This is a genomic window from Pseudomonas sp. SDI (assembly GCF_003105155.1).
Lineage (GTDB): Bacteria > Pseudomonadota > Gammaproteobacteria > Pseudomonadales > Pseudomonadaceae > Aquipseudomonas.
This window is the reverse complement of record NZ_QETK01000027.1, coordinates 40,454-61,017: the sequence shown is the minus strand read 5'-3', so window position 1 is coordinate 61,017 and position 20,564 is coordinate 40,454. Positions and strand designations below refer to the sequence as shown.

At 62.8% G+C, this 20,564-nt stretch carries 16 protein-coding genes, 1 tRNA gene and 1 pseudogene; 4 read left to right on the top strand and 14 right to left on the bottom strand.

Annotated elements, in window-relative coordinates; translation table 11 throughout:
- Window positions 1–4: 4 nt before the first annotated feature.
- The 5 genes and pseudogenes from DCO48_RS17760 to panB form a co-directional block, all read right to left on the bottom strand.
- Window positions 5–805 (bottom strand): carbon-nitrogen hydrolase family protein, encoded by an 801-nt coding sequence (locus tag DCO48_RS17760; RefSeq protein WP_116551914.1) that lies wholly within the window; start codon window positions 803–805, stop codon window positions 5–7.
- A 13-nt stretch (window positions 806–818) separates the two neighbouring features.
- Entirely contained in the window at window positions 819–2,501 is a 1,683-nt protein-coding gene (locus tag DCO48_RS17755) for an NAD(P)/FAD-dependent oxidoreductase (protein WP_116551913.1), read from the bottom strand.
- A 192-nt stretch (window positions 2,502–2,693) separates the two neighbouring features.
- Window positions 2,694–2,789 (bottom strand): annotated as a pseudogene (locus tag DCO48_RS23020) (transcriptional regulator); the annotation flags it as partial.
- A 17-nt stretch (window positions 2,790–2,806) separates the two neighbouring features.
- The gene (locus DCO48_RS17745; RefSeq protein ID WP_116551912.1) at window positions 2,807–3,268 is read right to left on the bottom strand and encodes an Lrp/AsnC family transcriptional regulator; all 462 of its coding nucleotides are present in this window, start codon (window positions 3,266–3,268) and stop codon (window positions 2,807–2,809) included.
- A 67-nt stretch (window positions 3,269–3,335) separates the two neighbouring features.
- Complete coding sequence (gene panB, locus DCO48_RS17740; protein ID WP_116551911.1) at window positions 3,336–4,157, bottom strand: 3-methyl-2-oxobutanoate hydroxymethyltransferase; 822 nt, start codon at window positions 4,155–4,157, stop codon at window positions 3,336–3,338.
- 87 nt (window positions 4,158–4,244) lie between these two features.
- Between panB and DCO48_RS17735 the strand changes: the two genes are divergently transcribed.
- Complete coding sequence (locus DCO48_RS17735; protein ID WP_116551910.1) at window positions 4,245–5,042, top strand: helix-turn-helix transcriptional regulator; 798 nt, start codon at window positions 4,245–4,247, stop codon at window positions 5,040–5,042.
- A gap of 40 nt (window positions 5,043–5,082) precedes the next feature.
- On the opposite strand, the gene DCO48_RS17730 is transcribed toward DCO48_RS17735, so the two are convergent.
- From DCO48_RS17730 to rpsU, 5 genes are all read right to left on the bottom strand, one after another.
- A tRNA-Ile gene (locus tag DCO48_RS17730) sits at window positions 5,083–5,159 on the bottom strand.
- Window positions 5,160–5,172: 13 nt separating this feature from the next.
- Entirely contained in the window at window positions 5,173–8,916 is a 3,744-nt protein-coding gene (locus DCO48_RS17725) for a bifunctional diguanylate cyclase/phosphodiesterase (RefSeq protein WP_116551909.1), read from the bottom strand.
- A 126-nt stretch (window positions 8,917–9,042) separates the two neighbouring features.
- Window positions 9,043–10,890, bottom strand: coding sequence for an RNA polymerase sigma factor RpoD (gene rpoD, locus DCO48_RS17720; protein WP_116551908.1), 1,848 nt, complete (start codon window positions 10,888–10,890; stop codon window positions 9,043–9,045).
- Between the two features lie 67 nt (window positions 10,891–10,957).
- Window positions 10,958–12,943 carry a DNA primase gene (gene dnaG / locus DCO48_RS17715; RefSeq protein WP_116551907.1) on the bottom strand — a complete coding sequence of 662 codons (1,986 nt, stop codon included), beginning with the start codon at window positions 12,941–12,943 and terminating at the stop codon, window positions 10,958–10,960.
- A gap of 319 nt (window positions 12,944–13,262) precedes the next feature.
- Window positions 13,263–13,478, bottom strand: coding sequence for a 30S ribosomal protein S21 (rpsU, locus tag DCO48_RS17710; RefSeq protein WP_002551877.1), 216 nt, complete (start codon window positions 13,476–13,478; stop codon window positions 13,263–13,265).
- Window positions 13,479–13,679: 201 nt separating this feature from the next.
- On the opposite strand from rpsU, the gene tsaD reads away from it, so the two are divergent.
- Window positions 13,680–14,705, top strand: coding sequence for a tRNA (adenosine(37)-N6)-threonylcarbamoyltransferase complex transferase subunit TsaD (gene tsaD / locus DCO48_RS17705; RefSeq protein WP_116551906.1), 1,026 nt, complete (start codon window positions 13,680–13,682; stop codon window positions 14,703–14,705).
- Window positions 14,706–14,731: 26 nt separating this feature from the next.
- Here the strand turns inward: tsaD and plsY are convergent, their stop codons facing one another.
- Entirely contained in the window at window positions 14,732–15,301 is a 570-nt protein-coding gene (gene plsY / locus DCO48_RS17700; RefSeq protein WP_116551905.1) for a glycerol-3-phosphate 1-O-acyltransferase PlsY, read from the bottom strand.
- A gap of 74 nt (window positions 15,302–15,375) precedes the next feature.
- Here plsY and folB point away from each other — a divergent pair, with 74 nt between their 5' ends.
- Window positions 15,376–15,729 carry a dihydroneopterin aldolase gene (gene folB / locus DCO48_RS17695; RefSeq protein WP_116551904.1) on the top strand — a complete coding sequence of 118 codons (354 nt, stop codon included), beginning with the start codon at window positions 15,376–15,378 and terminating at the stop codon, window positions 15,727–15,729.
- Window positions 15,720–16,235, top strand: a complete 516-nt coding sequence (gene folK / locus DCO48_RS17690) for a 2-amino-4-hydroxy-6-hydroxymethyldihydropteridine diphosphokinase (protein ID WP_116551903.1) — start codon at window positions 15,720–15,722, stop codon at window positions 16,233–16,235. Before folB ends, folK begins: the two co-directional genes overlap by 10 nt.
- A gap of 72 nt (window positions 16,236–16,307) precedes the next feature.
- Here folK and DCO48_RS17685 read toward each other — a convergent pair whose 3' ends face one another.
- The 3 genes from DCO48_RS17685 to DCO48_RS17675 are packed head-to-tail and all read right to left on the bottom strand — an operon-like array spanning window position 16,308 to window position 20,428.
- Window positions 16,308–17,537, bottom strand: coding sequence for a multifunctional CCA addition/repair protein (locus DCO48_RS17685; RefSeq protein WP_116551902.1), 1,230 nt, complete (start codon window positions 17,535–17,537; stop codon window positions 16,308–16,310).
- 57 nt (window positions 17,538–17,594) lie between these two features.
- Window positions 17,595–19,160 (bottom strand): SpoVR family protein, encoded by a 1,566-nt coding sequence (locus DCO48_RS17680; RefSeq protein WP_116551901.1) that lies wholly within the window; start codon window positions 19,158–19,160, stop codon window positions 17,595–17,597.
- A complete protein-coding gene (locus tag DCO48_RS17675) occupies window positions 19,157–20,428 on the bottom strand; it encodes a YeaH/YhbH family protein (protein ID WP_116551900.1) in 1,272 nt (423 codons plus the stop codon). The genes DCO48_RS17680 and DCO48_RS17675 overlap by 4 nt, the downstream gene beginning before the upstream one ends.
- Window positions 20,429–20,564: the final 136 nt, after the last annotated feature.

The window sequence follows — 20,564 nt, the reverse complement described above, 5'->3', positions numbered from 1 at the left end:
TAAATCAGCCGTTGCGCGGCCTGTGCTGGAGTTCCGTGCGCAGGTCTTGCAGGTACGGCGTGTTGGCGCGGCCTTCCTGCACGCGGCGCAACTCCAGGTCGGCGAGCAGCAAGGTCTCGTCGCGCCCGGCCAGTGCGAGAAGGCTACCGTCGGGGCCGACGATGCTGCTTTGCCCGCAATACTGGATGTCGGCCTCGGTGCCGCAGTAGTTGGCATAGGCCAGGTAGCACTGGTTTTCGTAGGCGCGGGCGCGCACGGTCACCTGGCAGACGAAGTCGTACGGCACCATGTTCGCCGTCGGCACCAGAATCAGCTCGGCGCCGGCCATGGCCAGGCGGCGGGCGTTCTCCGGGAACTCGATGTCGTAGCAGATCAGCATGCCCAGCCGCCAACCGTTCAGTTCGAGCACCGGGAAATGATCCGGGCCGGGGCTGAACATCGCCCGGTCGAGGCCGCCGAACAGGTGGGTCTTACGGTAGTTGCCCAGGCTGCTGCCGTGAGCGTCGATCAGTTGCACGCTGTTGTAGACCTGACCGTCGTCGGCCAGCTCCGGGTAGCCGTAGACAATAGCGATGCGGTTGCTCTGGGCGATCTCCACCACGGCCAGCGCCGACGGGCCATCCTCGGCTTCCGCCAGGCGGGCCACGGCGGCGCTGCCGATGTTGTAGCCGGTGAGGAACATTTCCGGGCACACCAGCAGCTCGGCGCCACGGGCGGCGGCCACTTGCGCCTGCTGATGCAGGCGTTCGAGGTTGCCGGGTACGTCCAGCGGCAGCGGCGAGCCCTGGTAGAGGGCGATGCGCATGTGGGTTCTCCTGTCAGTCGGCCAGGGCGATCGGGCCGATTTCGTTGAAGACGTCGCCCGGGCCGGGGTTCTCGGCATGGGTGCGACCACCGAAGTGGGTCATGATGCCCCACACCGCGTTGAGCGAGGTCTGTACCGCGCCTTCGACCCAGGCCGGGGTCCACGACACGTCGTCGCCGGCAATGAAGATACCGCGTTGCTCGGCCGGCAGGTCCTGCTGCATGAAGTGTGCATACATGCGCTGATTGTAGCGATAGTGGCCGGGCAGGGCGCCTTTGAAGGCACCGAGGAAGTGCGGGTCGGCTTCCCAGGACACGGTAATCGGGTCGCCGATGATGTGCCCGGCGATGTCGACTTTCGGGTAGATCTTCTTCAGTGCGTCGAGGGCCAGCTTCACGCGTTTTTCCACCGGGTGCGGAAGCATCTTCAGGGCGTCGCTCATCCACGAGTAGGACAGGCAGATGACGCCGGGCTTGTCGTCGCCATTGTCGAACAGGTAGGTGCCGCGGGTAAGGCGGTCGGTGAGGGTCATGCTCAGGGTGTCGCGGCCGGTGACCGGGTCCTTGTCCTTCCAGAATGGTCGGTCGACCATGACGAAGGTTTTCGACGACTGCATGTAGCGGGTGCGGTCCAGGGCCATCCACATCTTCTGCGAGAACAGCGATTCTTCGCACTCGATCTGGGTGGTCAGCAGCCAGCTCTGGCAGGTGGTGAGCACGGCGGCGTAGTGGCGGGTGTCGCCCCAGGTGTCGGTCACGGCCAGCTGGCCATCGCGGTTGCGGCTGATGCTTTTTACCCCGGGGCGCGGCGCGCCACGGTGCAGCGAACTGAGGCTGGTGCCAGCCGGCCAGTGCGCGCAGCGCTCCGGTACATGGCGCCAGATGCCCAGCGGCACCTGCTCGACGCCCCCGACGACCAGATGCTGGTGGTCGTCGCAGTTGGTCATCACCACGCGGAAGATTTCCAGCATCGAGTTGGGGAAGTCCGAGTCCCAGCCGCCGGTGCCGAAGCCAACCTGGCCGAACACTTCGCGGTGCAGGAAGCTTAGCTTGGCAAAGGCTTTCGAGGTGGCGACGAAGTCGTAGAAGGTGCGGTCGTCCCAGAGCGGAACCAGGGTGTTCCACAGTGCCTTGAGGCGCGGCACGTCGCGGTCGCGGATCGCCTGCTGGATATCGCCGAAGCGTGCGCCGTCTTCCAGGGCATCGGCCCAGGCGTCGGCGACTTCCTGGAACAGCTTGGGCAGGTCGCTGAGTTTTTCCGCGTAGTGGGTCTGCCCTTCGAGGTCGATCACCGTGCTGCCGGAGGCAGGGGTGAGCGGGTTGGGGAAGGGCTTGGTTTGCAGGCCGAGTTTATCGACGTAGTGGTAGAACGCTGTGGAGGACACCGGGAAACGCATGCCGCCGAGTTCGGCGACGATCCCTTCGGTGCCGGCGAAGGCCTGGGAGCGCAGACGCCCGCCCATCTTCGAGGCTTCGTAGACGACCGGCTTGAGGCCGAGTTTCATCAGCTCGTAGGCGGCGACCAGGCCGGCGATTCCGGCACCGACAATCGCCACTTCCTCACCCTGCCGTTCGGCGGGGATGCTGCCCAGGCCGGCCGGGTGCTCGATCCAGTCATCGAAGGCAAAGGGGAAATCCGGGCCGAAGATGGTGATGGGCGGCTTGCCGTCGGCGGGGTGGCGATTGTTCTTGTTCATGATTGACCTTGCCAGGGGCTGCGCGGGATGCGGAGCTTGAGTATAGGAAATGCCTGGCGGTCATTTTAGGGCGTGGAGTATTCGTTATTAAGGTGCAGAGTGCTGTCGTTTTGTGCTGATTTTGGTCATTGTGACGAAGATTGCGGTCGTTATGACAGGGGCCGCTATCGCCGGCGGTGCCGGCGACCGGCTTCAGCTCAATGCCGCCAGATGCTCCACTGCCTCGGGAAACTTCTGCACCAGGCGAATCAGGGCCACCGCTTGGGCGTTGGGCTTGGCCCGGCCTTGTATGGTTTCCGCGCGTGTCACAACGGCTGCCCGCGATCCACCTTGCTACTCAGGATGATCGAGGTGGTGGTTTTCTCCACGCCTTCGACACTGCCGATCTGGTCGAGCAGTTGATCCAGCTGTTCCGGCGAGTCGCTGCGCAGCCAGGCCACGTAGTCGAATTCGCCACTGACGGCACACAGTTGCTGGATCTGCCCCATGGCACTCAGCCGGCGCACCACGTCCTTGCCGGAGCGCGGTTGCACGGTGATTCCGACATAGGCCTGCAAGCCGCCGTCGATCACCCGTTGGCCCAGGCGCACGCCATAGCCGCTGATGACTTTGGTTTTCTCCAGTCGCGCCAGGCGCGAGGTCACCGTGGTGCGGGCGATGCCCAACTGCCGGGCGAGCGTGGCTACACTTTCGCGGGCGTTGATCTGCAGGGCGGCGATCAGTTGGCGGTCGATTTCGTCGAGAACAGGCGGGCGGGTATCGGACATGACAGGCTCTGGCAGTGCAGTGGGCCGATTAAGTCAGCTAATCGACCCACTGTCCAGACGGTGCCGGCTAGCGCCCCACGCCGAAGCAATGCTCCAGGCTCGGGAAGCTGCCGGCCCGCACCTCTGCGGCATAGCACTCCAGCGCCGCTTCGATCTGTGGCTGCAAATCGGCGTAGCGTTTGACGAAGCGCGGCTGGTACTCGCCGAACAACCCCAGCAAATCCTCGCTCACCAGCACCTGGCCGTCGCAAGCCGGCGAAGCGCCAATGCCGATGGTGGGGATCTGCAATTGCTCGCTCAACTGCCGGGCCAGCGCTTCGGCGATGCCCTCTAGCACCACCGCGAACGCGCCGGCGGCCTGCATCGCCAGTGCGTCGTCGCGCACTTTCGCGGCGCTTGCGGCATCCCGGCCTTGCGCACGGAAGCCGCCCTGGCTGTTCACCTGCTGCGGCATCAGCCCGACGTGCGCCATCACCGGGATGCCGCGCTGCACCAGAAACGCCACGGTCTCGGCCATCTCTGTGCCACCCTCCAGCTTGACCCCTTGGGCGCCAGTTTCGCGGATCATCCGTGCGGCGCTGTGGAAGGCTTGTTCGGGAGAGGCCTGGTAACTGCCGAATGGCAGGTCGACCACCACACAGGCGCGTTGCGAGCCGCGCATCACTGCCTGGCCATGGGCGATCATCATCTCCAGGCTGACGCCGAGGGTGCTGGGCATGCCGTACAGGACCATGCCGACGGAATCGCCGACGATGATCACATCGGCGTGGCGGTCGACCCAGCGTGCCATCGGCAGGCTGTAGGCGGTCAGCGCAACCAGGCTGCCAGCACCTTTGCGCTGTTGGATCGCCGGGATGCTCAGGCGGGTTTCACGGGCGTGGGTACTCATGGCGGTGCTCCAGTGGGGTTGTTCAAACAGACGCGGCGCAGGCTACCATCGGTGTTTGCTGGCTCACTTGAGCGAAGGAGACAGATAATGCCGCACACGGGACAATTGCCTGCGGTGCCTGCCGTGCCAGATTTGCTGTCGCAGCCGGTGCAGGGGCGCATGTTCAGTATTCCGGCGGGGTATCACGTGCAGATGCACAGCCATGCCTGGGCGCAGTTCACCTATGCCAGTGCCGGCATCATGCAGGTGCTGACCGAGCGCCATGGTTACCTGTTGCCACCCCAGTGCGCCTTGTGGATTCCGCCTGGCGTGCAGCACACCGCGTACAGCGAGCAGACCCTGGCGTTTCGTGGCGTGTACCTGGCCGATTCGGTGCTGGACGGCTATCAGCGTGAATGCTCGGTGCTGCAGGTGACGCCGCTGGTGCGCGAGTTGATCGACAGGGCCAGCAGTTTTGCTGCGGATTATCCGGCCGAGGGGCCCGAAGCGCGCTTGTTGCGGGTGCTGGTGGACGAGATTCGCACGTTACCGCCCGCGCCGTTCAGCCTGCCCTTGCCGAGCGACCCGCGCCTGCGTCGGATCACCGATGCGTTACAAGCCACGCCAGGGGATAACCGCAGCATCGAGGACTGGGCGTGCCAGGTCGGCGCGTCGCGGCGCACCCTGGTGCGCTTGTTTCAGGCGCAGACCCAGCTGTCGTTCCAGGGCTGGCGGCAACGCTTGCGGTTATTGGCAGCGCTGCCGCTGCTGGCACAAGGCATGAGCGTAACGGCGTTGGCCAATGAGCTGGGGTATGACTCGGTGTCGGCGTTCATTGCGCTGTTTCAGCGGCATTATGGAAAGACGCCGGGGGTGTATGCGGCGGGGTTGGCCGGGCAGGCCTGAAAACCAAAAAACCGCGCATCGGCGCGGTTTTGTTTGAAGCTGGTGGGCCCACACGGACTTGAACCGTGGACCAAAGGATTATGAGTCCTCTGCTCTAACCAACTGAGCTATAGGCCCCAGTGGTGGCGGATTATAACGAGGGTTTCCAGGCTGTGCTATCCGAAAGATCCGAAAGTGCTATGCGCAAAAACGTCGCGGCGAACTCCTGAGCCGGCAGTGGCAGGCTGACGATATACCCCTGGATCTGCTCGCACCCTTCGGCCGCCAGGAAGCGCTGCTGCGCCTGGGTTTCCACGCCTTCGGCAATGATCGTCAACTGCATGCTGCGGCCCAGGGCAATGATCGCCCGGGCAATCGCTGCATCGTTGGGATCGTCCGGCAGGCCGCGGATGAACGACTGGTCGATCTTGAGGATATCCAGCGGCAAGCGCTTCAGGTAACTGAGCGAAGAGTAACCGGTACCGAAGTCGTCGATCGCCAGTTGCACACCCAGCCGCTTGAGTTGGTGCAGGATCGCCAGGCCTTCCTCGGCCTGGCTCATGATGAAGTTTTCGGTAATCTCCAGCTGCAGGTCGCCGGCCCGCAGTTGATAGGCTCGGAGCAACTGCTCGATGCGTCGCACCAGCCCCGGCTGACTCAACTGCGCTCCGGCCAGGTTCACCGACAGCGGGCCGAAGGCATGGTACTTCTGCTTCCACGCCTGCATCTGCCGGCAGGCCTGATCCAGCACCCAGTCGCCCAGTTGCAGGATCATGCCATTCTCTTCGGCCAGGGGAATGAAGCGTTCGGGCGGCACCTCGCCGAAGATCGCGTTGTTCCAGCGGATCAGCGCCTCGGCACCGACCAGGCTTTGCGTCTTCAGGCTGAACTTGGGCTGGTAGCTCAGGCTCAGTTCGTTGCGCTCGATAGCCCGGCGCAATTCATGTTCCAGGGCAATGCGTTCGCTGGCCTGGGCGGTCAGGTCGCGGGTGTAGGACTCAACCCGATTGCGGCCCTTGGCCTTGGAGCGGTACATCGCCGCGTCGGCGTTACGGATCAACGACGCGACATCGCAGCCATCCTGTGGATAAAGGCTGGTACCGATGCTGGCGCTGGTGAAAAACTCGTGCTCGCCAGCCTGGAATGGCGCACTGAAGCAGGCCAGCAACTTGTTGGCGATGTGCTCGGCATCGCTGGCTTCATGCAGCCCAGGCAGGAGGATGATGAATTCGTCGCCACCCAGCCGCGCCACGGTGTCGATATCGCGTACCTGCTCCTTGAGCCGATGGGCGATCGCCTTGAGCAGCAAGTCGCCGACCGGGTGGCCGAGGCTGTCGTTGATGTGCTTGAAGCGGTCGAGGTCGAGGAACAGCACGGCGCCCTGACGGCTCGGCTCCTGCGGGCAGTTCAGCGCCGCCTGCAAGCGGCTTTCGAATAGTGTACGGTTCGGCAGGCCGGTCAGCGGGTCGTGATGTGCCTGGTAATCGAGCTTGGCCTGGGCATGCTTGAGGCTGGCGATATCGGCGAACACGGCGACGAAGTGACTGATTTCGCGTTCGACATTGCGCACCGCACTGATGGTCAGCCAGGCCGGGTACAGTTCGCCGTTTTTACGCCGGTTCTGGATCTCGCCCTGCCAGTGGCCTTCGGCCGTCAACTGATGCCACATGGCCGCATAGAAGGCACTGTCGTGTTGGCCGGAGGCGAGCAGGCGTGGCGTCTGGCCCAGGGCTTCCAGCTCGCTGTAGCCGGTGATTTCGCTGAAGGCCCGGTTCACTGCGCTGATGTGCTGCTCGGTGTCGGTGATCAGCACGCCTTCGGCGGTGTTCTCGAACACGGTGGCGGCCAGTTGCAGTTTTTCCTGCATCAGGTGGCGTTCGGTGATGTCGCGGGCAATGGTCAGTATGCAGTCGACGCCGCCGATCGGTAGCGGCCGCGCCGACAGTTCGCAGAGGCGGATCTGGCCGTCGCGGCGACGGATATGGCAACTGTAGTCGCGCACGAAACCGTCGCGCTTGAGCAGTTCAAGCATGCGCTTGCGCTCGTTGAGGTCGACCCACATGCCCATTTCCAGCGTGGTCTGGTCCAGCGAGCTTTGCGTGTCGAAGCCACTCAGGCGGCCAAAACCTTCGTTTACTTCCAGCAGCAGCCCGTCGCTCTGGCGTGACAGCAGCAAGCCGTCAGGCGAGGCGTGGAAAGCCTTGGCGAACTTTTCCTCGGAGATCTGCAACTGTGCCTGGGTTTCCTTGAGCTGGCTGATGTCGCGCACCGCCACCACCAGTGCCGGGGTGCCGTCGAGGTCGAAGGTTTCCGCCGAGGTCAGCCCGGTGAACACCTGGCCGTTACTGCGCCGGAAGGGCATCTCCAGGTTGCGGATGCTGCCGGCTTGCAAGCGCTCCAGCGTGCTCGGGCCCATGCCCTCGACGCCCCAGATGTTCAGCTCGGTGGCCGTGCGGCCGATGACCTCGGCCGGGCTCAGGCCGATCTGCTCTTCGAAGGCTTCGTTCACTTCCAGCAGGCAACCGTCGCTGACCCGGGCGATGACCAGGATGTCCGGGCATTGCTCGAACACCGAGGCGAATTTTTCCTCCGACAGGCGCAAGGCCTGCTCGGTGTGCTTGGCCTCGCTGATGTCGATCATGATGCCGCGCATCACCGGGCGGTGCCCATGCTCGATCAGGCTGACGATGTCGCGCACCCAGATCGTCCGACCATCGGCATGGAGCACCCGGTAATCCAGACTGTGATCGCGCCCGGCGGCGGTTTCGCTGTCGCAATAGGCCTGGGCCCAGAGCGCGTCGTCGGGGTGCAGGATGGTGCGCCAGAAGCCGGGCGTGAGCCACTGGCTCAGTGGATAGCCGAGCAGGTCTTCGGCGTGCGGCGACACATAGCTGTAGGTGAAGTCGTTGGCGTCGGCTTCCCAGGCAATCGCCGACAGGCTCTCGACCAGGCCGCGGTAATGGTATTCGCTGCTGCGCAGCTCCTGCTCCAGGGCAATGCGCCGGGAGATTTCCGAGCTCAGCCGGCGGTTGACGCGAATCATCGCGGCGAGGATCGCCACCAGCAACAGTACCGCCGGCAGGCCGTAGATCAGCAAGTCATACCACAGGGTACGGTGATCGAGCACCTTGCCAACCCAGCGCTCCTGAATATTGCTGACTTCCTCGGGGCTCATGTCGGCCAGTACCTTGTCGAGGATGCCGACCAGCACTTTCTGTTCGCGCGGCACGCCCATTGCCAGTTGATAGCGATAGGGCGTCTCGCCGCTTACATACAAGCCTTCCAGTTTGAGCTGGCGCAGGCTCCAGACGCTGGAGGCAAGGTCACCGACCACCGCGTCGACCTCGTCGGTAGCCAGTGCCTGCAAGGCCGAGCTGACGTTGGGCAGGGCCACCAGGTTCAGGTCCGGGTGATGGGTGCGTAGCAGTTCATGCGGCGCGTAGTTCTCGACCACGGCCACCTTCAGCCCGTACAACCCATTGAGCGTGCGCGGCTGCGGGCCGCCCTCATGGGCAAGGATGACAATCGGGAAGTCCAGGTAGGGACGAGTGAACGCCAGGTAACCCTGGCGTTCCGGGGTCGACATGATGCCGGGCAGCAAGTCGAGCTTGTTCTGTTTCGCCTGTTCAAGCACGACGGTCCAACTGCTCGGCTCGATCGGCTTGAAGGCCACACCCAGGCGTTCCTGGAGCAATGCGATGTAGTCGGCGGCCAATCCCTGGTAGCGGCCCTCCTGATCCCGGTATTCGAAAGGGGGCCAGGAGGCATCGACGCCCAGGCGCAGCTGCGGGTGGGCGCTGAGCCAGGCTTGTTCTTCGTCGGTCAGGGTCAAGGCGCCGGCCGTTGTGCTGCACAGCATCAGCAGCAACAACATGAGGGCCGGCAGTCTGGGCATAGCGGCCTCGTCACACAGGTGGATTGCTTCGAGTGTAGACGGGCCTTTCACCCATGGGCCAGTGGCGAAAGTCTTAAAGATGGGCGGCCAGAAAAGAAAAACCCCGGCGGCTGCCGGGGTTTGTCGTTACTCGTCGAGGAAGGAGCGCAGATGCTCGCTTCGCGTCGGGTGACGCAGCTTGCGCAGCGCCTTGGCTTCGATCTGACGGATCCGCTCGCGGGTCACGTCAAACTGCTTACCGACTTCTTCGAGGGTGTGATCGGTGTTCATGTCGATGCCGAAACGCATACGCAGCACTTTGGCTTCGCGGGCGGTCAGGCCGGACAACACGTCACGGGTTGCTTCCTTCAGGCTTTCAACCGTGGCCACATCGATTGGCGACTGCATGGTCGAGTCTTCGATGAAGTCGCCCAGGTGCGAATCTTCGTCGTCACCGATCGGGGTTTCCATGGAGATCGGCTCTTTGGCGATCTTCAAGACCTTGCGGATCTTGTCCTCAGGCATCTCCATGCGTTCACCCAGCTCTTCCGGGGTCGGTTCACGGCCCATTTCCTGCAGCATCTGCCGGGAAATACGGTTGAGCTTGTTGATCGTTTCGATCATGTGCACCGGAATACGGATGGTGCGCGCCTGGTCGGCGATCGAACGGGTGATGGCCTGACGGATCCACCAGGTGGCGTAGGTCGAGAACTTGTAACCACGACGGTATTCGAACTTGTCCACCGCCTTCATCAGGCCGATGTTGCCTTCCTGGATCAGGTCGAGGAACTGCAGGCCGCGGTTGGTGTACTTCTTGGCGATCGAGATCACCAGACGCAGGTTGGCCTCAACCATTTCCTTCTTGGCACGACGAGCCTTGGCTTCACCGATCGACATGCGACGGTTGATGTCCTTGATCTCGGCGATGGTCAGGCCGGTTTCGTCCTGCAGGTCGATCAGTTTTTGCTGGCAAGCGACGATGGCGTCGTTCTTCTCGCCCAGTGCGGCAGCCCACTTGGTGCTGCGCTTGGACAGATCGCCGCTCCAGGTCTGGTCAACTTCGTTGCTCGGGAACAGACGCAGGAAGTCGGCACGCGGCATGCGTGCATCACGCACACACAGCTGCATGATGGCGCGCTCTTGCTGGCGCAGACGATCGAGGGCGCCACGAACGCGCTCTACCAGTACTTCGAACTGCTTCGGTACCAGCTTGATCGGCATGAACAGCTCGGCCAGCTCAAGCATCGCCTTGAGGCTGTCCTTGTGCTCGCGACCGTTCTTTTTCAGGATCTTGAGGGTGACGTTCAGTTGATCCTGGACGGCACCGAAGCGCTGACGCGCCACTTCCGGGTCGGGACCGCTCTCGGTCTCTTCCTCTTCGTCGTCGCCTTCTTTCTCTTCTTCGTCGTCGTCAGCGTCGGCAGCGGGAGCCGCTTTGGTGTCGACAGGCGGTGGCACTTCGGCCGGCGGTGCAATACCGTCGTCCGGGTCGATGTAACCACTGAGAACGTCCGACAGACGGCCGCCTTCGGCGGTGACGCGGTCGTATTCGCTGAGAATGTATTCGACAGTACCCGGGAAGTGGGCAATAGCGCCCATGACTTCACGAATACCTTCTTCGATGCGCTTGGCGATTTCGATTTCGCCTTCGCGGGTCAGAAGCTCGACGGTACCCATTTCACGCATGTACATGCGCACTGGGTCGGTGGTACGACCGATATCGGTCTCCACAGCCGCCAGCGCGGCCGCAGCTTCTTCAGCTGCAGCTTCGTCGGTATCGGCTTCGGCCAACAAAAGGGCATCCGCATCCGGAGCACTCTCGAATACGTTGATCCCCATGTCATTGATCATGCGGATGATGTCTTCCACCTGCTCCGGATCTGAAATATCCTCAGGCAGGTGGTCGTTGACCTCCGCGTAAGTCAGGTAACCCTGCTCACGACCACGGGTGATCAACTCTTTGATGCGAGACTGCTGTTGCGCTTTTCCGGACATAACACCCTATCCACTGAAGGTCTTGGCGGGCAAAAAACAAGCCGAGGATTATACCCGAGCATGGACCTCACGCGCCAGTTGAGGTCGGGGTTTGTGCGGGAACATTTCGGCTTAGCAGGTCGCGCAGCTGATTTTTTTCCTCTGCGCTCAACTCACTTTGACGTGCTTTCCTGAGCAGATGTTCCAGGCTGCGCTCGCGTTGGCGAGCGGACAAGCTAGTTATAGTGTCGAAAAACTGTTGTTCAAGGTTGTCGGCATCGATCAACCATTCCTTTTCCGCCAGTGCCCGCAGCAGGCGCCCTTGCTCGGTGCCGTGCCAGCGTGCGATCAGCTGTAGTGAGCGTAGCTCAGGATTCTTCTGCAACGCCTCGAGCAGGGCGATCAACAGCTGGGCGTAGACGTGTTCTTCAGCCGCAAAGTGGCTGGCATCCTCGACCTTCTTGGCCAACTGCGGATGGTGCAGCAGGGTGCGCAGGGCGCTGAGCGTTGGCGGCTCGACCGAGGTCGGCACGCGCGGTGGATGGAACTCCTGGCGCTTGCCATTCTTGTCCCACGGCTTGCCCTTGCGGTTCTTGTCCCAGGGTTTGTCTTCCCACTTTTTCTTCTGCCCACCCTGCGCGGGCGTCCACGCCTGTTGCTGTGGCTGGAACGACTCGCCGTGGTGGAAATCGCTGTAGTCCGGGCTGTAGTCGGGGATCGCGTCGTAGTCGATACCCGGGTCGTAGGCCGGCGGCATGTCGCTCGGTGCGCTGTGGCTCAGTTGCTCGACCTGCTGGTTATCCAGCCCGGTGATTTCCTTGAGACGGTTGCGCATCAGCGCGCGCAGGTTGGCGCCGGGGACCTTTTCGATCAGCGGTGCCGCTAGCGTGGCCATGTGCGCCTTGCCTTCGAGCGAGCGCGGGTCGGCCTCTTCGGTGAGCTGCTGGAAGAAATAGTCGGCCAGCGGCTGCGCATGCTGGTTGATCCGGGCGCGGAAGGCATCGGTGCCTTCCGCGCGAACCAGGGTGTCCGGGTCTTCGCCTTCGGGCAGGAACAGGAAGCGCGCCTTGCGCCCGTCCTGCAGGTTCGGCAGGGCGGCCTCCAGCGCGCGCCAGGCGGCGTTGCGGCCAGCCTGGTCGCCGTCGAAGCAGAACAGCACACTGGGCACTACGCGGAACAGCCGCTTGAGGTGTTCTTCACTGGTGGCCGTGCCGAGGGTCGCCACGGCATTGCGCAGGCCCTGCTGGGCCAGGGCAATGACGTCCATGTAGCCTTCGACGACGATGATCTCGTCGAGGTTGCGGTTGAACTTGCGCGCCTCGTACAGCCCGTAGAGCTCCTGGCCCTTGTGGAATACCGGGGTTTCCGGGGAGTTCAGGTATTTGGGCTTGTCGTCGCCGAGCACCCGGCCGCCAAAGGCGATGACCCGGCCGCGGCTGTCGCGGATCGGGAACATCACCCGGTCGCGGAAACGGTCGTAACGCTTGCCGCTGTCGGCGTTCTCGATCAGCAGGCCGGCATCGATCATGGCCTTTTGTTGCAGGGTGTCGCTGCTCAGGTGCTTGAACAGGTTGTCCCAGCCGGGCGGAGCGAAACCCAGGCCGAAATCGCGGGCGATCTCGCCGGACAGGCCGCGGCCCTTGAGGTAGTCGACCGCCGATTTGCGTGTGGGGTGGCTTTTCAGCGCTTGCCGATAGTACTCGGCAGCGGCTTCCAGGAGCGGGTACAGCGGCGAGTCGGTCGGTTGGCGGGGCTTGTGCCCGCGCCCGCTTTCCTCGCGCGGCACTTCCATGCCGGCGGCCTTGGCCAGCTCCTCGACGGCCTGGGGGAAGTCCAGGTTGTCGTGGTCCATGATGAAGCCCAGCGCGTTGCCGCCGGCGCCGCAGCCGAAGCAGTAGTAGAACTGCTTGTCGGGGCTGACGCTGAAGGAGGGGGTTTTCTCCTTGTGGAACGGGCAGCACGCGGTGTGGTTCTTGCCGGCCCTTTTCAGTTGAACGCGCGAACTCACCACATCGACAATGTCGGTACGGTTGAGGAGGTCGTCGATAAAACTTTGGGGGATTAGCCCGGCCATGGCTCTCTCATCATCAGGCGAACAGAAAGTGTAATCGCTAATGCTGCGGGAACGGCTGCGCATTCGAACGGTGTCGAATGGCGTAACACAGAATTCGGAAGGGTGTGCTCGTCTGCAGCCGGTTAAGGCTCGTCAGGGTGACGTGCACTGCTGGCGTTGAGGCCAGTTCTGACGATTTAGGCAGGCTTGTCCTTGCTGGCAAGCAGCATGGACGTCTCTGACAAGCGACCCGAAGGTCAGTTGTCGGAGAAAACAGCAACATCTGCCGGCAGCCCGGCTTTGGGCCGGGCAAGGCAGAAGCTTGCGACGCTAGTCTGTATTAGTACAGACGAACGGCGCGGCGCTGTTCGCGCTGAACTTTCTTGGCGTGACGCTTAACAGCAGCTGCTGCTTTGCGCTTACGCTCAGAAGTTGGCTTCTCGTAAAATTCGCGGCTACGAACTTCAGCCAGTACACCGGCTTTTTCGCAGGAGCGCTTGAAACGACGCAGAGCTACGTCGAAGGGTTCGTTCTCTTTAACTTTGACGGCTGGCATCCAGAGCTACCTTCATTCATTACCGGGGTCAACGAACTCGTGGCAAAAATGTGCACTGGAGAACGTCGGTTTTTAAGGGTTGCGGATGTTAACCCTTAGCCAGCCGGAATGCAAAGCCTCTGATCGAAAACCGCTGGTCGGCACCGGGAGCGAGGACTATCATGCGCGCCTTCGAATTCAGCCTAAACAAGGCGCAGACCCATGCTAGTACTGGGATTGGAAACATCCTGCGACGAAACCGGCGTCGCATTATACGACAGTGAACGCGGCTTGCTGGCCGACGCATTGTTCAGCCAGATCGACCTGCACCGCGCCTATGGCGGGGTGGTGCCGGAGCTGGCATCGCGTGATCACGTCAAGCGCATGCTACCCCTGATTCGTCAGGTGCTGGCCGAGGCCGACTGTGTCGCCACCGAGATCGACGCAATCGCCTACACCGCGGGCCCCGGCCTGGTCGGGGCGCTGCTGGTCGGTGCTTCGTGTGCCCAGGCGCTGGCGTTTGCCTGGGGCATTCCAGCCCTTGGCGTGCACCACATGGAAGGCCACCTGCTGGCACCGATGCTGGAAGAGACGCCCCCTGAGTTTCCGTTCGTCGCATTGTTGGTGTCGGGCGGTCATACCCAGTTGGTGCGCGTCGACGGCATTGGTCAATACGAGCTCCTCGGCGAGAGCCTCGACGACGCCGCCGGCGAAGCGTTCGACAAGACCGCCAAGCTGATGGGTCTGAATTATCCGGGCGGGCCGGAAATCGCCCGCCTGGCCGAAAAAGGCGTGCCGGGTCGGTTTGTGTTCCCGCGGCCGATGACCGACCGTCCGGGCCTGCAATTCAGCTTCAGTGGCCTGAAAACCTTCGCCTTGAACACCTGGCAGCAGTGCCAGCGTTCTGGCGACGACGGTGAGCAGACCCGTTGCGACGTGTCGCTGGCCTTCCAGCAGGCGGTGGTGGAGACTCTGACCATCAAGTGCAAGCGTGCGCTCAAGCACACCGGCCTCAAGCGCCTGGTGATTGCCGGCGGCGTCAGTGCCAACAAGGCGCTGCGTGCTTCGCTGGAAGACATGCTCGCCGGGCTCAAGGGCAATGTGTACTACGCGCGGCCACAATTCTGCACCGACAACGGTGCGATGATCGCCTATGCCGGCTGCCAGCGGTTGCAGGCCGGGCAGCAGGAAACCCTGGCCATCAGCGTCCAGGCGCGCTGGCCGATGGAGCAGTTGCCGGCGCTCTGAAGCTGAGCTCGGTTCCTGCGTACGCATCAGAAATGCCGTTCGCGTCCGGCAAAAAGGTCGCGTAGATTGCCGCGATGACGCCAGACGATGAGCACCGTCAGCACGCTCATCGGCAGTAGTGCTTCCGGCTCGCGCCAGGCCAGCAATGGCAGGGTGAGCGGCGTGGCGATCAATGCGGCCAGTGAGCTGGTGCGGGTCAGGTAGAAGGTCAGCAGCCAGGCGCCGATGGCCAGCAGTGCGGCGGGGGGATACAGGCCCAGCAGCATCCCGGCGGCAGTGGCCACGCCTTTGCCGCCACGGAAACAGAAGTACAGTGGGAACAGGTGGCCGATGACGGCGCACAGGCCGATCCAGGCTTGCTGTTGTTCGTCGAGGCCGACCAGGCTGGCGACCAGTACCGGCAGCAGGCCTTTGAGCAGATCGCCGAGCAGGGTCATGACTGCCAGTTTCTTGCCTGCCAGGCGCAACATGTTGGTCGCGCCGGCATTGCCTGAACCGCTCATGCGCGGGTCGGGGCTGCCGTTGAGGCGGCTGAGGACAATGGCGAAGGACAGCGAGCCAAGCAGGTAGGCGAGCAGTGCCAGTAACCAAAACATGCTAACTATTCCGGGCGAGGACGCCCTGATTCTAACGGCGCTCAGCGCCCTTGTCGTGCTGTGGAGAGAAGTGCTTGGACAGAGTGTTCATCGAGGGGCTGGAAGTCGACACCGTGATCGGCGCCTACGATTGGGAGCGCGGTATTCGCCAGTGCCTGCGGCTGGACCTGCGATTCGCCTGGGATAACCGCCCGGCTGCGGCCGGCGATGACCTGACCCTGGCGCTCGACTATGCCAGCGTTTCGGCGCGGGTCCAGGCGTTTGCCGAGCAGGCGCAGTACCAGTTGGTCGAGACCTTCGCCGAGCGCCTGGCGCAGGTGCTGATGGACGAGTTCCAGATTCCCTGGCTGCAGTTGAAACTGACCAAGCCGGGCGCCGTGCCGGCCGCCAGCGGTGTGGGCGTGGAGATCGAGCGCGGATGTCTCTGACCCGGGTTTACCTTGGCCTCGGTAGCAATATCGAGCGTGAGCAGCACCTGACCGCCGGGCTCGATGCGCTGGCCGGGTTGCTGCAGGACATGCGCTGTTCGGCGGTGTTCGAAAGCCAGGCGGTGGGGATCAAGAGCGGTCCGTTCTTCAATCTGGTGGTCACCGGGCTGACCGCGCTACCGTTGATCGAGCTGGACCGCCGTCTCAAGTTCATCGAAGCCGACAACGGCCGCTACGCACCGGAGCGCAAGGGCTTGCCGCTGGACATCGATGTGCTGCTGTATGGCGATCTGCATGGCAATTTCGATGGGCTGGTGCTGCCGCGCGCGGAAATCCTGAAGAACGCCTTTGTGCTTTGGCCGCTGTCGTTGATTGCGCCGACGCTGCTGCACCCAGGCGTGAACAAGACCATGGCGCAACTGTGGCGCGACGCGCAGATCGAGCAGGTGTTGGCGCCGGTGCCGTTTGAGTGGCGCGGCCAGCAACTGACGGCGGATGATTTTTAGAGCGGTGGCGGCCTCATCGCGGTACGCGTCGCGGCGCCGCATCGCCGCTCCCACGATGGAGTCGCCACCGAATCACTCGGCCTGTGCCGCCTTGTAAGCTTGCAGTGCCTTCAACCGTTCGCGTTTGATCGCCTCGCCCAGTGCCTGGCCGGTGAGGCCTTGCTGTACCAGTGGAGGCACCGCCACGCTACGTGCCGCCTGCGCCGCGCCGCGCAGGTAGTCGGCCTGTGGATAAAGCCGCTCCTCCAGCCCCAGGCGCCCACGCGCATCCATTTCGCAGGCAGCGATGAACGCTTCAAAGCGCTCCGGACGCCGGTACACATCGAAGCTTTGTAGCAGCTCCAGCAGGGTCGAGGCTTTCAGTTCCAGCGCCCGATGGCCATGGGTGTGGTACTCGCCGACCAGCAACGCCAGCTCCTGGCAGTCGCGCGGCACCTTGAAACGCTGGTTCACCGCGCCAATCAGCTTCAGCCCACGCTGTTCATGGGCGATGTGTCGTGGCCATTCTGTTTGCGGGGTCAAGCCCTTGCCCAGATCGTGCAGCAGGCAGGCCCAGCGTACGGTCAGCGGTTGCCCATGCTGCGCCGCCTGCGCCAGTACCGCCAGGGTGTGCGCGCCGGTGTCGACTTCCGGGTGATGGGCCACCGGCTGCGGCACGCCGAACAGTGCATCGAGCTCCGGCAGCAGCTCTTTCAGCGCGCCGCAGTCGCGCAGCACCTGGATGAACACCTGCGGGTGATCCGCCATCAGCGCACGGGCAATTTCCCGCCAGCTGCGCTCAGGCGTGAGCGCTTGCAACTCGCCGGATTCGCTTAACTGCCGCATCAGTTCCAGCGTCTCTGGCGCCACCGTGAAGCCGAGCCCGGCGAAACGGGCGGCAAAACGTGCAACCCGCAGCACGCGCAGGGGATCTTCGGCGAATGCCGGCGATATGTGGCGCAAAATGCGGTCTTTGAGATCTTGCTGGCCGTTGAAGGGATCGGTAATCCGCCCGTCGTCGTCCTCGGCCATGGCGTTGATGGTCAGGTCGCGACGAATCAGGTCTTCCTCGAGGGTAACCTCGGGGCTGGCATGGAAGGTGAAACCGCCGTAGCCGCGCCCGCTCTTGCGTTCGGTGCGTGCCAGGGCGTATTCGTCGCCGGTTTGCGGGTGCAGGAACACCGGGAAATCCGCGCCCACCGGGCGATAGCCCAAGGCGAGCATCTGCTCGACCGTGGCGCCGACCACCACGCGGTCGACATCGGCATCGGCCAGCCCGAGCAAGCGGTCGCGTACGACTCCGCCGACTTTATAGATCTGCATGAAATACCTCCGTTGAGGCCACAGGATACCCTGTCTGGCCGCAACGGAGGTCGTGGCTCACAAGTGCACGACAGCCAGATCCAGGCGCCCGTAGTCGCCGTCGCTGCCGTGTTCACCCTTTGGGGGGACGTGGAAAGTTTTCATCACCTGTTCGCCTTGTACCGTTTCCAGGTGAATGTCGAAGCCCCACAGCCGGTGCAGGTGCTTGAGTACCTCCTCGGTGGAGTCGCCCAGTGGTTTGCGGTCGTGCTGTTGGTGGCGCAAGGTCAGCGAACGGTCGCCACGGCGGTCGATGCTCCAGATCTGGATGTTCGGTTCCCGGTTGCCCAGGTTGTACTGGGCGGCCAGGGTTTCGCGAATGATCCGGTAACCGCTTTCGTCGTGGATGGCCGGCACCAGCAGGTCGTCCTTCTGGTCGTCGTCGAGGATGCTGAACAGCTTGAGGTCGCGGATCACCGTGGGCGAAAGGTACTGCAGGATGAAGCTCTCGTCCTTGAAGCTGCTCATGGCGAACTTGAGGGTCGACAGCCAGTCGCTACCGGCAATGTCCGGGAACCAGCGGCGGTCTTCCTCGGTGGGATGCTCGCACATCCGGCGGATGTCGCGGTACATGGCAAAGCCCAGTGCATAGGGGTTGATGCCGCTGTAGTAGGGGCTGTCGAAGCCCGGTTGGAACACCACGCTGGTGTGCGACTGGAGGAACTCCATCATGAAGCCCTCGGTGACCAGGCCTTCGTCGTACAGGTCATTCATCAGGGTGTAGTGCCAGAACGTTGCCCAGCCTTCGTTCATCACCTGGGTTTGCCGCTGCGGATAGAAGTACTGCGCAATCTTGCGCACGATCCGCACAATTTCCCGCTGCCAGGGTTCGAGCAACGGCGCGTGCTTCTCGATGAAATAGAGGATGTTCTCCTGCGGTTCGGCGGGGAACCGGGCGTTGTCCTTCTCGCTGTTCTTGTCGGTGCCTTTGGGGATGGTCCGCCAGAGGTCGTTGATCTGCTTCTGCAGGTGCTCTTCACGGTCCTTCTGCCGCCGGCGTTCCTCCTCGGCGGAAATCGGGTAGGGCCGTTTGTAACGGTCGACACCGTAGTTCATCAGGGCGTGGCAGGAGTCGAGCAGGTCCTCCACCGCATCGATGCCATGACGTTCCTCGCACTGGGTGATGTACTGCTTGGCGAACACCAGATAGTCGATGATCGAGCTGGCGTCGGTCCAGGTGCGGAACAGGTAGTTGCCCTTGAAGAAGCTGTTATGCCCATAACAGGCGTGAGCCACCACCAGTGCCTGCATGCAGATGGTGTTTTCTTCCATCAGGTAGGCGATGCACGGGTCGGAGTTGATCACGATCTCGTACGCCAGGCCCATCTGGCCGCGGCTGTAGGACTTCTCGGTGCTGAGGAAATGCTTGCCGTAGGACCAATGGTGATAGCCCAGCGGCATGCCGACCGACGCGTAGGCATCCATCATCTGCTCGGCGGTGATTACCTCGATCTGGTTGGGGTAAGTGTCCAGGGCATAGCGCTCGGCCAGGCGGCTGATCTCACGGTCATAGGCCTGGATGAGCTCGAATGTCCACTCGGACCCGGTAGAAATAGGGTGGCGCTTCTGCTCTCTAGCGGTCATGTCACTAACCTGCGCTGGAAGAGTTCACGGAAGACCGGATAGATATCGCCGGCCGACACCAGCTGCTGCTGGGCGAACGTGTCGGGGAAGCTTTCGCCGATGCGCTCGTACTCGTACCACAAGGCCTGGTGTTCGCGGGGGGTGATTTCCACGTAAGTGTAGTACTGGACGAACGGCATGATCTGCTTGCTGAGGATCTCGCGGCAGATCGGTGAGTCGTCGTTCCAGTTGTCGCCGTCGGAAGCCTGGGCGGCATAGATGTTCCATTCGTTGGCCGGATACCGTTCGGCCATGATCTCCTGCATCATTTTCAGTGCGCTGGAGACGATGGTGCCGCCGGTCTCGCGGGAATAGAAGAACTCCTCTTCGTCGACTTCGCGGGCACTGGTGTGGTGGCGAATGAACACCACCTCGATGCGGTCGTAATTGCGCTTGAGGAACAGGTACAGCAGGATGAAGAAGCGTTTGGCGATGTCCTTGGTGGCCTGGGTCATCGAGCCGGACACGTCCATCAGGCAGAACATCACCGCCTTGGAACTGGGGTTGGGCTGTTTCACCAGCAGGTTGTACTTGAGGTCGAAGGTGTCGAGGAAGGGCACGCGGTGGATGCGCGCGCTGAGGCGCTCCACTTCGGCCTCCAGCGCCTGGATGTCACCGAAGTTGTCGGGTTCTTCACGCTTGAGCCGGGCCAGTTCTTCCTGCACTTCACGCAGCCGGGCACGGCTGCTGCCGGACAGGGCGATACGCCGGGCGTGCGCCGAGCGCAAGGTGCGGATGATATTGATGCGCGACGGGTTGCCTTCGTTGCTGATGCCTGCCCGCACGGTCTTGAAGGTGTCGGTGCCGGTCAGGTGACGCTTGACCAGGTTGGGCAGCTCAAGGTCCTCGAACATGAATTCGAGGAATTCTTCCTGGGTGATCTGGAAGACGAATTCGTCCATGCCTTCGCCAGAGTTGCCGGCCTTGCCGCGGCCGCCGCCACCGCCGCCACCTTGCGGGCGGGCGATGTGTTCGCCGGCGGTAAATTCCTTGTTGCCGGGGTGCACCACGGTCTGCTTGCCACCGCGCCCATGGTGCAACACCGGTTCGTCGATATCACGCCCCGGGATGCTGATCTGCTCGCCGTGTTCCATATCGGTAATGGAGCGGCGGCTCACGGCTTCTTCGACGGCTTTCTTGATGTGGTCGCGGTAGCGCCGCAGAAACCGCTGGCGGTTTACCGTGCTCTTGTTCTTGCCGTTCAGACGTCGGTCGATCACATAGCTCATGACTGCTCCTTATGAAGCCGTCTTGGAAAGGCAAGGGGCGGGTAGGCCGCGCCCCGGCTGCCCAGGCACGGGCAACAGGGGCAAGCCAGGACAGGTTGAGCCACGCCGCCAGCGTTTCCGACAACTTCCCTCAAGC

Excerpts from the sequence above, each read along its gene's own strand:
- DCO48_RS17760 (WP_116551914.1), bottom strand. The coding sequence starts at position 805 with ATGCGCATCGCCCTCTACCAGGGCTCGCCGCTGCCGCTGGACGTACCC.
- DCO48_RS17755 (WP_116551913.1), bottom strand. The coding sequence starts at position 2,501 with ATGAACAAGAACAATCGCCACCCCGCCGACGGCAAGCCGCCCATCACC.
- DCO48_RS17745 (WP_116551912.1), bottom strand. The coding sequence starts at position 3,268 with ATGTCCGATACCCGCCCGCCTGTTCTCGACGAAATCGACCGCCAACTG.
- panB (WP_116551911.1), bottom strand. The coding sequence starts at position 4,157 with ATGAGTACCCACGCCCGTGAAACCCGCCTGAGCATCCCGGCGATCCAA.
- DCO48_RS17735 (WP_116551910.1), top strand. The coding sequence starts at position 4,245 with ATGCCGCACACGGGACAATTGCCTGCGGTGCCTGCCGTGCCAGATTTG.
- DCO48_RS17725 (WP_116551909.1), bottom strand. The coding sequence starts at position 8,916 with ATGCCCAGACTGCCGGCCCTCATGTTGTTGCTGCTGATGCTGTGCAGC.
- rpoD (WP_116551908.1), bottom strand. The coding sequence starts at position 10,890 with ATGTCCGGAAAAGCGCAACAGCAGTCTCGCATCAAAGAGTTGATCACC.
- dnaG (WP_116551907.1), bottom strand. The coding sequence starts at position 12,943 with ATGGCCGGGCTAATCCCCCAAAGTTTTATCGACGACCTCCTCAACCGT.
- rpsU (WP_002551877.1), bottom strand. The coding sequence starts at position 13,478 with ATGCCAGCCGTCAAAGTTAAAGAGAACGAACCCTTCGACGTAGCTCTG.
- tsaD (WP_116551906.1), top strand. The coding sequence starts at position 13,680 with ATGCTAGTACTGGGATTGGAAACATCCTGCGACGAAACCGGCGTCGCA.
- plsY (WP_116551905.1), bottom strand. The coding sequence starts at position 15,301 with ATGTTTTGGTTACTGGCACTGCTCGCCTACCTGCTTGGCTCGCTGTCC.
- folK (WP_116551903.1), top strand. The coding sequence starts at position 15,720 with ATGTCTCTGACCCGGGTTTACCTTGGCCTCGGTAGCAATATCGAGCGT.
- DCO48_RS17685 (WP_116551902.1), bottom strand. The coding sequence starts at position 17,537 with ATGCAGATCTATAAAGTCGGCGGAGTCGTACGCGACCGCTTGCTCGGG.
- DCO48_RS17680 (WP_116551901.1), bottom strand. The coding sequence starts at position 19,160 with ATGACCGCTAGAGAGCAGAAGCGCCACCCTATTTCTACCGGGTCCGAG.
- DCO48_RS17675 (WP_116551900.1), bottom strand. The coding sequence starts at position 20,428 with ATGAGCTATGTGATCGACCGACGTCTGAACGGCAAGAACAAGAGCACG.